The organism is Polaromonas sp. (assembly GCF_041689105.1).
In the GTDB taxonomy this organism is placed as follows: Bacteria; Pseudomonadota; Gammaproteobacteria; order Burkholderiales; family Burkholderiaceae_C; genus Polaromonas.
Genome location: NZ_JBDNGU010000114.1, coordinates 15,374 through 26,845 on the forward strand (window position 1 = coordinate 15,374; position 11,472 = coordinate 26,845).

The following is an 11,472-nucleotide window of genomic DNA, read 5'->3' on the forward strand; positions in this document are numbered from 1 at the left end:
CTTGTTGACCTCACCCCTTTACGGCAATCTAGGGGTATCCCTCCGCTCGCGCCCAGCGCGCTCAAACACGCCTCTGGCGACGCCGTACAAGCCCCAGAGCAGCAACAGCGGAATCACCAAAGTTTGCAACAGGAAGATGACGATCAGGCGAATGATGTGTTCAGTGGCCTGCTCGGCGGCCTGTTTCAGGCTCTCAAAGCGGGCCTTCACATCAGCGTTTTCCGCAAGCCAGCCTTTCATCTTGTCGAGCACACCCTGATTTTCTGGCACGGCAGGCGGGGCAAGCCGGGCCGCCTGCGCCGACGAGATATCGATCAGTTGCTGGCTGGCCTGGTAGTCCGGGGCAAGAAATTTCTGCCACAGCACGTCGGTGCCCAGGGTCACCACGGGAATCGCAAAACGCAGCATCAGCAACACCACCAGAGCCCGCGACAGCCAGGCCGGTGCGACCTGTTGCCGTAAATGCAGGCCTATCCATCCCAGCGCCACCGTCGTCAGCGCCAGCGACAGAAGCCAGTAGCCGCCCATGGTGATCAGCGCCTTCTGCACGCCAAAGGCCACACTGGCGGCCAGCATCAGCGTGGCAAATTTTTCTACCAGGTCGTTGACCGGGTCGAGCAACTGCCCGGGCGTGAGCGTGACACCTACGCCCAGCGGCTGCACCGACAGCTCGGTGCCCTGCGCCACGGAGATCACGGCGTTGAGCGCCCGCGCCGAGGCAAAGCTGACCAGCGCGCGTTTCAGGCCGGCGTCCACCTGCTGCATGGCAGGCGCATCCAGCGGCGCCAGCCACGAGCAAGCCACCGCGGCGAGCATGAAGAAGGCCAGGACAAATCGGCGGATGCGGGGCATGGTCGCTCCTCGGGAAACAGAGGTCGGCGGGATAGGCTGGTGCACAACACTGCAAACAGGATACAACGTCGCCGCAGGTCGCCCGCAGGCCGCCACAGGCTGCGCAGCGCAGAAGGGCGACGTACCGCTGCCGCAGGACGCGATCATCAAACAGCAGGACACGCTGGTCATGGGTTCGGGCAGCACCTGGATGGGGCGGCTGAGCCTGAGCGTGGCGGGCGAACCACAGTCGGTGTTTGCCTGGTTTAGCGACAGTCTGCCAGGCGCCAGCTGGACGCTGACTTCGAGCTCATTTTCAAAGCTGAGCCTGCTGACCTTCACCAAGGCCGACCGCATGGCCACGGTGCAGATGCAGGGCGGCAATTTTGGCGGCAATGAGGTGCTGATCACATTGGCGCCGGCAGTGCGGCCCGCTGCAACCCGGCCCTAAACTTTCGGCCCTGCGGTGTTGCCGGCCAGGCTGGCCAGAGTGACAAGCACCTTGTCGATGCGTTTGCCGTCAAGGTCCAACACCTCGAACACCCAACCCGAAGCCTCCACCTTTTCGCCCACGGCGAGCAGCCGCCCTGACACGCTCTGCAGCAAGCCGGCCACCGTGTTGTAGCGGCCCTTGTCCTCTTCGGGCAGCTCCCGGATATCGAGCCGGGCTTTCAGTTCGGATACCGGCATGACGCCGTCAATCAGCCAGCTCCCGTCGCCGCGTTGCATGGCCCAGGCGTCCACCTGGGCGTCGGGGTGCAACTCGCCGGTGATGGCTTCAAGCATGTCCATCGGTGTCATCAGGCCCTGCACCACACCGTATTCATCAACAACAAAAACGATGCGCGTGGACTGCTTGCGAAACTGCCCCAGCAACTCCATGCCGGTCAGGGTTTCTGGTACAAACACGGCCGGTACCGCATAGGTCGCGATGCGGTCGTCCATGGTGGGCGCGACGCCTGTGCCCTCCCCTGCCGGCTGGATCTGCCCGCGCAGCGCCAGCAGCTTGGCCACGTTGACCACACCCACGACGTCGTCCAGGCCGCCGCGGCATACCGGGTACCAGGAATGCCCGGTCGCGCCGGCCTTGGCAATCGCCTGGGCCACGGTGTCACTGGCGTCGATCCACTCAATGTCCGAGCGCGGCAGCATCAGCGAAGTCAGCAGCCGGTCGTCGAGCAGAAAAACGTTTTGCACCATTTGATGCTCGTGCTCCTCGATCAGCCCGGCGTCCCGCCCTTCCTCAAGGCTGGCAGCGATCTCTTCGTCGGTCACGGTACGGTTCCCGGCGGTGTCGACCCGCAGCAGCTTGAGCACGGCGTGGGTGCTGAAGGACAGCAGGCGCACAAAAGGCTTGGCGCCCGTGGCCACCCACATCATCGGGCGCGAGACCAGACGCGAGACGGTTTCGGGGTAGAGCTGGCCGATGCGTTTGGGCACCAGTTCGCCAAACACGATGGTGATGAAGGTGATGATGGTCACCACCAGCGCGGTCGCCGAAATTTCGGCGGCGCGCGGTGGCGCGCCAAAGCTCTGCATCCATGCCGCCAGGTCGCCGCTGAAAGCCGCTTCGCCGATGATGCCGTTAAGCATGCCGATGGAGGTGATGCCGACCTGCACCGACGACAGAAACTGCGTGGGGTTCTCCAGCAGCGTCAACGCCGCCTGCGCGCCCTTGTCACCGGACTCCGACATGGCATTGAGCCTGGCCTTGCGGCTGGAGGCTAGCGCCAGCTCCGACATGGCAAAGACGCCGTTGAGCAGCGTCAGAAACGCAATGAGGATGAAATCCATGAATCCGCAGGCAGAATGAACACATGGCACTTTACATGATCGGCGACCTGCAAGGTTGCCATGAGCCGCTGCTTCGCCTGCTGCGCAAGCTCGATTTCTCTGCGAGCCGCGACACGCTGTATGTGCTTGGCGATCTGGTCAACCGGGGGCCAGACTCGCTGGCGGTGTTGCGCAGTCTGCACGAGCTGGGCGACGCAGCCCAGTGCCTGCTGGGCAACCATGACCTGAATTTGCTGGGAATTCGCCACGGTCTGCGCAAACCGCACCGCGGCGACACCGTGCAGCAGGTGCTGGACGCGCCGGACAGCGCGGCCTTGCTGGACTGGCTGCGACACCGCCACATGGCCATGCTTGCGCACGGCTGGCTGATGGTGCATGCGGGCGTGTTGCCGCAGTGGGACGCGGCACAGACCATGGTGCTGGCTGCTGAGGTCGAACAGGCGCTGCGCGGGCCGGACCTGCCCGGGTTTCTGCAGGGCATGTACGGCAACATGCCGGATCGCTGGGACGACACGCTGGCAGGTGCACCGCGGATGCGCGTGATCGTCAATGCGCTGACGCGCATGCGTTTTTGCACCGCCGACGGCGTGATGGAGTTTGCCACCAATGGTGGCGCCCAGACCGCGCCACCGGGCTACCTGCCGTGGTTCGAGGTGCCCGGCCGCAGGACAGCAGCCCTGCCGGTGGCCTTTGGCCACTGGTCCACGCTGGGCGCTGACACGGCTGCGGCAGGCGGGGGACTGCTGGGCAATACCCTGCCACTGGACACTGGCTGCGTCTGGGGTGGCTCCCTGACGGCGGCCAGGCTGGGGGACACGCCCGGTGCCTTCGAGTTGATCGGCGTGCCGTGCGAAGCATCGCAGACGCCAGGCAAAAAATCCTGAAATTTACAAGCATTTTCGATGTCCAGCCCTTGCTGGCTGGACGTGAGTAGCTATAAATTCAGTAGCGTCAAAGAATTGGCTGCGACGTGGGCTCCACCCGGTCCACCCGGTCCGCCCGTTGGGCGGTGTGGATCGCAGCCTCGTCAGACAGGCTGCGCGCTACGCTGGCCGACAACAGCAACACCGCAGACGAAAAATAGATCCACATCAGCAGAACCACGAGCGAGCCCGCAGCGCCGTAGGCCGACACCACCGCAGCCGTGGACAGGTAGAGCGCCATCAGGTACTTGCCCAACGCAAACAAAATGCCGCCGGCAATGCCGCCCATGACCAGGTAACGCAGCGCAGGTTTGGGTCCCGCGCTCATGCGCATCAGGGCCACAAACAAAGCCGCAGAAAAACCCATGGACACCAGCTCGTTCACGGCCACCGCGATGCGCTCCAGGGGCATGTAACTGCCGGCCCAGCTGGTCAGAAAACTCAGCACGGCAGAGATCGCCAGCGAGACCAGGAGCAGGAAGCCGAAGACCAGGATGTAGGCGATGCCGCGCAGGCGCAGCGAGGCGCTGTACCACCACTTTTGTTGGGCGGGTACGCCAGTGTCGTGCCGCCAGAGGCGCTCGAACGCGTCCTGAAGTTCGGCAAATACCCCGGTGGCGCCGGACAGCAGCAGGACAAATGCAATACCCGAGGCCAGCAGGCCATCCGAGGGCCTTTGCGCACTGGCCAGCGCCTGCTTGATCATCTGCGCGCCCTGCGCGCCAATCACGCCGCCTATCTCCTGGACCAGGCTGGCTTCGATATAGCTGCGGTCCAGCCACCAGCCCAGCCCCGCAACCAGCAGCACCAGCAGCGGCGCCAGGCTCAGGATGCCGTAGAAAGACATCGCCGCGCTCATGCGCAGGCCGTCGGCGTCCAGCCATAGCGCAACGGCGCGCTGTATCGGACGCAGCAGCTTCGGAACCGAAGAGTGTTGGTAGGCCTCGCGCAGGCCAGCATATGAAAAATTCATGGCACAAGCTTAACCACGAGGGCTCTGCCAGGCCATCGGACGCGCACGCGGAAAAAAGTAGGCCCCGACTGACCGGCTGCCGCAGGGCTGCCGCCGCCGGACCCGGTCAGGCACTGGTCTTGAACAGCGCAGCGACTTTTTTCTTGGGCTTGATGTTGGCCGACACGCTGCTGCGGGAGGACGTGCTTTTGGCAGCTTCTTCCCAAGCCGGCTGGGCTTCAGACGGAAGCGTCGATTCATAGGGCTTGTCGAAGAAAGGATCGCGCGGGGCGCTCTGGCGCGGCGCGTAGTCGCGGCGCTCTCGCGGTTCGCGCCGTTCGCGCGGGGCCGAAGAATCGGCTTCGCGGGGCACCTGCTCGCCGGTCTCGCGGTACATGCGGCGGCCGTCGTTGATACGGCCCTGCTCCTTGATGCGCGGCTGGTCTTCCTCGAACTCCATCGGCTCAAGCTCGATCTTGGTCTTGATGAGTTTTTCAATGTCGACGACCAGGCGCTGGTCGCTGCTGGCGGCAAAACTCACCGCCAGGCCGGAGGCACCGGCGCGGCCGGTGCGACCGATGCGGTGTACATAGTCTTCGGCGTTGAAAGGCACGTCGAAGTTAAACACCGCCGGCACATCCTTGATGTCCAGGCCGCGCGCGGCGACGTCGGTGCAGACCAGCAGGTCGACGTCGCCCTTTTTGAAAGCGTCCAGCGCTTTCAGGCGTTCGTCCTGGCTCTTGTCGCCGTGCAGCGCGGTAGTTTTCAGGCCTTCGCGCTCCAGAGAGCGGGCCAGCCGGGCGCAGCCGAGCTTGCTGTTGACAAACACAAAGGCCTGCTTGATGCCGCGGGCCTTGAGGATCTGGTGCAGCGCCCGGCGCTTGTCGTCGGCGCTGACGCTGTAGAAATGCTGTTCGACCGTGGAGGCGGTGGCGTTGGAGTGCGCCACCTCAATCGTCACCGGGTCCTGCAGGTAGCTGGACGCCAGGCGCTTGATCTCGGGCGAGAAGGTGGCCGAGAACAGCAAGGTGATGCGCTGCTTGGGCAGGTAGCTCAGGATGCGCTGCAGGTCAGGCAGAAAACCGATGTCCAGCATGCGGTCGGCCTCGTCAAGCACCACATACTCAACCTGGTTGAGCACGGTATTTTTGCCTTCAATGTGGTCCAGCAGGCGGCCTGGCGTGGCGACCAGCACTTCAACCCCCTTCTTGAGCTCCAGCGTCTGCGGCTTCATGTCCATGCCGCCGAACACCACCATGCTGCGCAGATTGGTGTATTTGGCGTAGAGCTTGACCTGTTCGGCCACCTGCACCGCGAGTTCGCGGGTCGGCAACAGCACCAGCGCGCGCACCGGGTGGCGCGCCGGCGAGGTCGACGCATTGTCATGTTTCATCATGCGCTGCAGCAGCGGCAAGGCGAAAGCGGCGGTCTTGCCAGTGCCGGTTTGCGCCGCACCCATCACGTCCTTGCCTTGCAGCACGACCGGGATGGCCTGCTCCTGAATAGGCGTCATGGTTTCGTAGCCCATTTCGGCGACGGCGCGGGCCAGCGGTTCTGCCAGCGAAAGATTGGAAAAAGAAGAAGTCATAAGGAAAAAAGCCCAGCTTGCTCTTGCAGTTGAAAGTAGCGGATTGGCGCGCGGTCCGGGATGGGCGGCCGGGGCGCATTTGCAGCCAACAGCTGAGCCATCGGCAAGAAAGGTAACGCCGCAGACCGCCTGATCGCGGTCGTGGACCGCAGGGCTTGTGCAGAGCTTCCTCAGCCCTGTATTGTCGCACTTTGAGCGAAATGAGCCCACGCTGGCCAGATAACACCCCGCGCCGCGCCCTGAGCGGCCCGGCGCTGCTGGCGGCCAACCCTGATTTGCTACTTATTTAATAGCTACTTTCGACCGCTGGACAAGGGCTGGGGCCCGATTCTCTATAAATTCCTGGCGCTGAAGGTGTCGCAGGCCTTGACGCTGCCCTGCTGCAGGCCATTGTTGAACCAGCGTGCGCGCTGCGCGCTGGTGCCATGGGTAAAGCTCTCGGGAACCACCCGGCCGCCGCCAGCCTGTTGCAGCGCGTCGTCGCCAATTTTTGCCGCTGCGTTCATGGCTTCCTCGACATCGCCCTGCTCCAGGATGGCGCGGGCGCGCTGGGCATGGTGGGCCCAGACGCCGGCAAAACAGTCGGCCTGCAGCTCCAGCTTGACACTCAGACCGTTGTACTCGACTTTGCTCACCCGGCCTCGCATCTGGTCCATCTTGCCGCTGATGCCCAGCAGGTTCTGCACATGGTGGCCGACTTCATGCGAAATCACATAAGCCTGGGCAAAGTCACCAGGCGCTCCCAACTTTTTCTGCAGGGTTTCGTAAAAGCCGAGGTCGATGTAGACCTTCTGGTCGGCCGGGCAATAAAACGGCCCCATCGCCGCCTGGCCCTGGCCGCAGGCGGTTTGTGTGGCGCCCCGAAACAGCACCAGCCGCGGCTCCTGGTAAGTGCCGCCGCCTTTGGCGAACAGGTCTTTCCAGACATCTTCGGTATCGGCCAACACGGTGGATACAAAACTGGCCATGCGGTCGTCGGCCGGCGGGCGCTGGGCCGGCCCCTGCTGCACCTGCGCAGGCGAGCCGCCGCTGAGCAGGCTCAGGATGGTCATCGGGTTGATGCCGAACATCCAGCCACCCACCAGCGCGACCACGATGGCGCCTATGCCTATGCTGCGCCCGCCGAGCAGGCCGCCGCCGCCAAAACCTCCGCTGCTGCGGCGGTCTTCAACGTTGTCGGACTGGCGGTTGCCTTCCCATTTCATGCTGCGGCTTTCAAAAGAGGGGGATTGCCTGGCCACAGTGCGCGGCAGGCTACTTTACTTGGGCCGGCGGGAACAATTCGTGCCGCAAAAGGTCTGTTCATGATGACTCCATTCACTCGTTTTCGCGTTTTCCTGACTGTGCTGGGGGCCAGCTTGCTCGCAGCATGCGCCAGCCCCATCGTCACCCAGGTCAGCAATTTCAATCAATGGCCGTCGGACACGGCCGGTGCCAGCTTCGCTTTCATCAAGCCGCCGTCCAGCCCCTCGCAGCCGCCGCCCGAACTGGAACTGGCGACCTACCAGGGCCATGCCCAGCAGGAACTGGAGAAACTTGGCATGCGCAAGGCAGCGTTGGGCCAACCGGCGCGCCTGCTGGTAGAGCTGGGCTGGATCACCCAGCCGCAAGAGCGCAGCTACCGCCAACCTGTCTACGACGACCGCCTGGTGTTTTATCCGCCCTACCGCAATGCGTCCGGGCAGGTGTTTCCTGGCTACTGGGCGCCCAGCCGCTTCGGCCCGGTCTATGTCGGTGACCGGCTGGTGGCCTATACCGTGCAGTTCAGCCAGATCAACCTGCGCGTGCTCGACACCCGGGGCAGCCCGGCCGGCCAGCCGCGCGCGGTGTTCGAGTCCCACGCGGTGTACGAGGGAAACGCCGCCATGCCCACGATAGCGCCCTATCTGGTACGCGCGGTCTTCGATGGTTTTCCGGGCCAGAACGGGCAGATACGCGGGGTCAACTTCGACCGCGAAACCGGTGCGGTAATCCGCAAATAAGCCGGCGCACCACCGTCTTCACGCGAATCGGATGCGCAGGCCTTCCAGCTGCCCGGCCACGGGGCCTGAGGCGGCCAGTTCGGTATGCCAGGTCTGTCCGGACAACACCGGCCAGGCGTCGGTCAGCGTCCCGGTGGTGACGACGTCGCCGGCCTTCAGCGCGGGCGCGCCGGGCGTGGCATGTATTTCGTGCACAAAATGCAGCAAGGCCTGCATGGGGCCGTCGAGGACGTTTTCGCCCATCCCTTCGTCCTTGAGCTCGCCGTCGCCATACAGTCTGAGCTGCAGGCCCGACAGCGCCCGCGCCAGCGTATCCGCCGAAGCGCCGGGTGGCAGCATGACCGGGCGCCCCACCAGCAGGTGGCCATGCAAGCCTTCGTCTGCCACCGCTTGCGCGGCACTGAACTTCCAGCCTGTGAAATGCGTGTGCACGATTTCAAACCCATGCGCCACCCAGGCCACTGCATCGGCCAGCTGCGCCAGGGTGCAAGCGGGCGGCGGCGCAGACTTCAGGCCAAACACCAGCTCGGGTTCGATGCGCGGCTCGCACAGCCCCGCCAGCGACACCACGCCAGCGTTGGGACCACTCGCATCGACCTGGGTGAGGGTGTTTTGCCAGACCGTTCCCCAGATGGGCGCATAGACCCCATAGCGCGGCCAGATCGTGCGGTTGGTAAAACCCACCTTGTAGCCTGCCGGCTGTTCGCCTGCCGCCATGCGCGCTGCGCGAACGGCCAACGCCGCAGCGTAGGCGGCAGGCAGGTCAGGCGGCATGGCACCAGGCCAAGCCAGCGGCCGGGCATGCAAACGGGCGTGCGAGATGTCGTCCACCAGGCGGGCGAGCGAATCAGGAGCGGGAGCGGCTGTGGTCATGCAGCCATGGTAGCCAAAAAAGGCACGTCTCAGACAAGCTGCGCACAATACGGGCATGGACAACCCCAAGACGGCCACGCCGGTTCCCCGTGTCTTGCTGACCGGCTTTGACGCCTTTGGCGGCGACGTCCTCAACCCAAGCTGGCTGGCGGTGCAAGCGCTGCACCGGCGGCGCATTTACGGCCATCAGGTGGTGGCAGCGCAGTTGCCCACAGTTTTCGGCGCTGCGCGGGTGGCGCTTGCGCGGTTGCTGCGCGCGCACAAGCCGGCGCTGGTGATCTGCGTGGGGCAAGCCGGCGGGCGCGCCGCCATCTCGCTGGAGCGTATTGCCATCAATGTCGACGATGCGCGAATCGCCGACAACGCCGGTGCGCAACCCGTGGACACCGCCGTGCTCCCAGGGGGCCCGGTCGCCTATTTCACGACCTTGCCGATCAAGGCCATGCTGCAGGCCCTGCAGGGCAAAGGCATTCCCGCCGAGGTGTCGCAAACCGCAGGGACCTTTGTCTGCAACCATGTTTTTTACGGGCTGATGCACGAACTCGCGACCCGACGCGGTCTGAAGCGCACCCGCGGAGGTTTTGTCCATGTACCCTGGTTGCCAGGGCAGGGCCAGCCCAGCATGACGACGCAAGACCTGGTGCGTGGTCTGCGGCTGGCCATTGCCACCGCGTTGGCAACACCTGCAGATATTGCCAAAGGCGCTGGCGCGATCAGCTAATTGCGATCATCCAGTGCAGTGTTCTTCAGGCTGGGTTCTTCGCGCAGCAAGCGCCACAGCAGCCAGGTGCCGAGCAAGGCATTGAGCAGCGCAAAACCACCTACAACCAGCATTGCAAAGGTATTGAGCGGGCGGTTATGCACGACCCAGGCCAGAGCTGCGGACAACGCGTTGAACGCCATCATCATCCAGAACAGAGGATTGCGCGGCTGGATCAATCGGGAAAGTTTCGTGGCGGTGATGCTAACCGCAGATCAGTGACGGCGAAAACCCGTCCCCGGCATCGCAGCCGCAGTATTACCGATGCGTGCTGAAGGCGACTGGAATAAGGCCCTTGCCATTGCCTGAGGACACCACCGACGCTCGGGTGAAGGCGCCACTGTTGTCCGCCATCGTTGTCACCCTGCTGTCGCGCTCCGGCGTGGTTTTTGCCCGAACAATGCACTTGTTGAGCGCGGCGCCCAGCTGTGTTTCGAAGCAATGCATCACGGCGGTCTGCTGTGAAGCCAGCATTGATTCGCGCAACTCGGCTTTCTGGACCTGTCCGCTCGCGACCGTCGCAATGCCGATGAGCATGCCAATGACCAGCAGCAAGCCCACGCCGGTATAGATGTATTGACGCGGCGTGTTGCTGATTTTTGGCAGGTGGCTGGAAAACATGGTGTGCTCCTCGTTACGACTGTTTCGATCCTAGTGAGCGGGTAGGGCCAGCCAACCCGGCCCACCGCTCGAGCCGATGTAGGAGAAAGCCCTTTGGGCGCATACGCGCTGGCTTAACATCGAGCGATGACTGATTCATCCACCTTGCTGGACGCCGCGCAGACCGCCGCGCGGCTGCCCTATCCCGCGCTCGTCGCGGAAATCACCCGGCTGCTCGCCGACGACTCGGTGCAGGTACCGCAGCGGCTGGTCCAGCCTCTGGCTGGCGGCGGTAGCCTGTTTGTCATGCCCGCCTCGGATAGCCGGGTCGCGATGACCAAGCTGATCACCTTCACCCCCGCCAATGCAGGCACGGCCCGCGCGACCATCCAGGGCGATGTGCTGGTGTTTGACATTGCCAGCGGCGAGCGCCGACTGGTGCTGGATGGCCCCACCGTCACGGCACGCCGGACAGCAGCGGTCACCCTGCTGGCAGCGCAGCGCCTGGCGCCCAACACCCGAGGGCCGTTGCTGATCGTGGGGGCCGGTGCGCAGGGCAAGGCCCACCTCGAAGCGTTTGCCGAAGGCTTGCATGTCCGTGAGGTGTTGATTGCCTCGCGCAGCGCCTCCAGCGCGCAGGGCCTCGCGCAACATGCGCAGGCGCTGGGCCTGCAGGCCCGCGTGGTGCAGGATGCCAACGCGGCGCTGGCCGAGTGCCCGCTGGCGGTCACCTGCACGCCGGCGAGCGCGGTGATTCTCAGCGCCATGCCGCGCCAGGACGGATTCATCGGCGCCGTCGGCGCCTTCACGCCGCACATGGTGGAACTCGGACCCGATCTCTGCCGCGCCATGGCGGCGCGGGGCACGCTGGTCGTCGACACCGCCGATGCACGCCACGAGGCCGGCGATTTGCTGCAGGCCGGGCTGGACGTCGGCCAATTTGACACGCTGGCCGATGTGGTTCGCGCGGGCAGCGGTGCGCGCGCCGGTCCAGTACTGTTCAAGAGCTGCGGCTGGGCCGGTTGGGACCTGGCTGCGGCACGAACGGCTGTGGCAAAACGCGGACAGTTGGCGTAGCCGTCATGGCGGCTGGCAAGGCTGAAGAGCAGCCGGGTCGGCAACATCATGCCGTCTTCATGGGCGAGATTCTGCCGCCATGCCGCGCGGCC

Annotated in this window: 13 protein-coding genes; 5 read left to right on the top strand and 8 right to left on the bottom strand. The window is 64.5% G+C overall.

Annotation, left to right across the window (positions count from 1 at the left end):
• Nucleotides 1–18 precede the first annotated feature (18 nt).
• Nucleotides 19–852 carry a hypothetical protein gene (locus tag ACESMT_RS12650; protein WP_372826953.1) on the bottom strand — a complete coding sequence of 278 codons (834 nt, stop codon included), beginning with the start codon at nt 850–852 and terminating at the stop codon, nt 19–21.
• Between ACESMT_RS12650 and ACESMT_RS12655 the strand changes: the two genes are divergently transcribed.
• Nucleotides 851–1,282: a hypothetical protein gene (locus ACESMT_RS12655; protein ID WP_372826954.1), complete on the top strand. Its 432-nt coding sequence runs from the start codon at nt 851–853 to the stop codon at nt 1,280–1,282. The genes ACESMT_RS12650 and ACESMT_RS12655 overlap by 2 nt on opposite strands.
• On the opposite strand, the gene ACESMT_RS12660 is transcribed toward ACESMT_RS12655, so the two are convergent.
• Nucleotides 1,279–2,625, bottom strand: a complete 1,347-nt coding sequence (locus tag ACESMT_RS12660; protein WP_372826955.1) for a hemolysin family protein — start codon at nt 2,623–2,625, stop codon at nt 1,279–1,281. The genes ACESMT_RS12655 and ACESMT_RS12660 overlap by 4 nt on opposite strands.
• Before the next feature lie 23 nt (nt 2,626–2,648).
• Here ACESMT_RS12660 and ACESMT_RS12665 point away from each other — a divergent pair, with 23 nt between their 5' ends.
• On the top strand, nt 2,649–3,509 hold the full coding sequence (locus ACESMT_RS12665; RefSeq protein ID WP_372826956.1) for a symmetrical bis(5'-nucleosyl)-tetraphosphatase: 861 nt from the start codon (nt 2,649–2,651) through the stop codon (nt 3,507–3,509).
• A gap of 67 nt (nt 3,510–3,576) precedes the next feature.
• Here ACESMT_RS12665 and ACESMT_RS12670 read toward each other — a convergent pair whose 3' ends face one another.
• The 3 genes from ACESMT_RS12670 to ACESMT_RS12680 form a co-directional block, all read right to left on the bottom strand.
• The gene (locus ACESMT_RS12670) at nt 3,577–4,521 is read right to left on the bottom strand and encodes a YihY/virulence factor BrkB family protein (protein ID WP_372826957.1); all 945 of its coding nucleotides are present in this window, start codon (nt 4,519–4,521) and stop codon (nt 3,577–3,579) included.
• A gap of 106 nt (nt 4,522–4,627) precedes the next feature.
• Complete coding sequence (locus ACESMT_RS12675; RefSeq protein ID WP_372826958.1) at nt 4,628–6,088, bottom strand: DEAD/DEAH box helicase; 1,461 nt, start codon at nt 6,086–6,088, stop codon at nt 4,628–4,630.
• A 332-nt stretch (nt 6,089–6,420) separates the two neighbouring features.
• The gene (locus tag ACESMT_RS12680) at nt 6,421–7,293 is read right to left on the bottom strand and encodes a neutral zinc metallopeptidase (protein ID WP_372826959.1); all 873 of its coding nucleotides are present in this window, start codon (nt 7,291–7,293) and stop codon (nt 6,421–6,423) included.
• 102 nt (nt 7,294–7,395) lie between these two features.
• Between ACESMT_RS12680 and ACESMT_RS12685 the strand changes: the two genes are divergently transcribed.
• Nucleotides 7,396–8,070 (top strand): DUF4136 domain-containing protein, encoded by a 675-nt coding sequence (locus ACESMT_RS12685; protein WP_372826960.1) that lies wholly within the window; start codon nt 7,396–7,398, stop codon nt 8,068–8,070.
• A gap of 18 nt (nt 8,071–8,088) precedes the next feature.
• On the opposite strand, the gene ACESMT_RS12690 is transcribed toward ACESMT_RS12685, so the two are convergent.
• The gene (locus ACESMT_RS12690; RefSeq protein ID WP_372826961.1) at nt 8,089–8,943 is read right to left on the bottom strand and encodes a 2-keto-4-pentenoate hydratase; all 855 of its coding nucleotides are present in this window, start codon (nt 8,941–8,943) and stop codon (nt 8,089–8,091) included.
• Nucleotides 8,944–8,998: 55 nt separating this feature from the next.
• Between ACESMT_RS12690 and pcp the strand changes: the two genes are divergently transcribed.
• Nucleotides 8,999–9,664 carry a pyroglutamyl-peptidase I gene (pcp, locus tag ACESMT_RS12695; RefSeq protein ID WP_372826962.1) on the top strand — a complete coding sequence of 222 codons (666 nt, stop codon included), beginning with the start codon at nt 8,999–9,001 and terminating at the stop codon, nt 9,662–9,664.
• On the opposite strand, the gene ACESMT_RS12700 is transcribed toward pcp, so the two are convergent.
• Together ACESMT_RS12700 and ACESMT_RS12705 are read right to left on the bottom strand one after the other, a co-directional pair.
• Nucleotides 9,661–9,882 (bottom strand): hypothetical protein, encoded by a 222-nt coding sequence (locus tag ACESMT_RS12700; protein WP_372826963.1) that lies wholly within the window; start codon nt 9,880–9,882, stop codon nt 9,661–9,663. The genes pcp and ACESMT_RS12700 overlap by 4 nt on opposite strands.
• 79 nt (nt 9,883–9,961) lie before the next feature.
• Nucleotides 9,962–10,324 (bottom strand): hypothetical protein, encoded by a 363-nt coding sequence (locus ACESMT_RS12705; RefSeq protein WP_372826964.1) that lies wholly within the window; start codon nt 10,322–10,324, stop codon nt 9,962–9,964.
• A gap of 126 nt (nt 10,325–10,450) precedes the next feature.
• On the opposite strand from ACESMT_RS12705, the gene ACESMT_RS12710 reads away from it, so the two are divergent.
• Nucleotides 10,451–11,380: a delta(1)-pyrroline-2-carboxylate reductase family protein gene (locus tag ACESMT_RS12710; RefSeq protein WP_372826965.1), complete on the top strand. Its 930-nt coding sequence runs from the start codon at nt 10,451–10,453 to the stop codon at nt 11,378–11,380.
• Nucleotides 11,381–11,472 lie beyond the last annotated feature (92 nt).

Bases quoted from the DNA above. Each gene is read 5' to 3' on its own strand.
- ACESMT_RS12655 (WP_372826954.1), top strand. From the start codon at position 851: ATGGTCGCTCCTCGGGAAACAGAGGTCGGCGGGATAGGCTGGTGCACA.
- ACESMT_RS12650 (WP_372826953.1), bottom strand. From the start codon at position 852: ATGCCCCGCATCCGCCGATTTGTCCTGGCCTTCTTCATGCTCGCCGCG.
- ACESMT_RS12660 (WP_372826955.1), bottom strand. From the start codon at position 2,625: ATGGATTTCATCCTCATTGCGTTTCTGACGCTGCTCAACGGCGTCTTT.
- ACESMT_RS12665 (WP_372826956.1), top strand. From the start codon at position 2,649: ATGGCACTTTACATGATCGGCGACCTGCAAGGTTGCCATGAGCCGCTG.
- ACESMT_RS12670 (WP_372826957.1), bottom strand. From the start codon at position 4,521: ATGAATTTTTCATATGCTGGCCTGCGCGAGGCCTACCAACACTCTTCG.
- ACESMT_RS12675 (WP_372826958.1), bottom strand. From the start codon at position 6,088: ATGACTTCTTCTTTTTCCAATCTTTCGCTGGCAGAACCGCTGGCCCGC.
- ACESMT_RS12680 (WP_372826959.1), bottom strand. From the start codon at position 7,293: ATGAAATGGGAAGGCAACCGCCAGTCCGACAACGTTGAAGACCGCCGC.
- ACESMT_RS12685 (WP_372826960.1), top strand. From the start codon at position 7,396: ATGACTCCATTCACTCGTTTTCGCGTTTTCCTGACTGTGCTGGGGGCC.
- ACESMT_RS12690 (WP_372826961.1), bottom strand. From the start codon at position 8,943: ATGACCACAGCCGCTCCCGCTCCTGATTCGCTCGCCCGCCTGGTGGAC.
- pcp (WP_372826962.1), top strand. From the start codon at position 8,999: ATGGACAACCCCAAGACGGCCACGCCGGTTCCCCGTGTCTTGCTGACC.
- ACESMT_RS12705 (WP_372826964.1), bottom strand. From the start codon at position 10,324: ATGTTTTCCAGCCACCTGCCAAAAATCAGCAACACGCCGCGTCAATAC.
- ACESMT_RS12710 (WP_372826965.1), top strand. From the start codon at position 10,451: ATGACTGATTCATCCACCTTGCTGGACGCCGCGCAGACCGCCGCGCGG.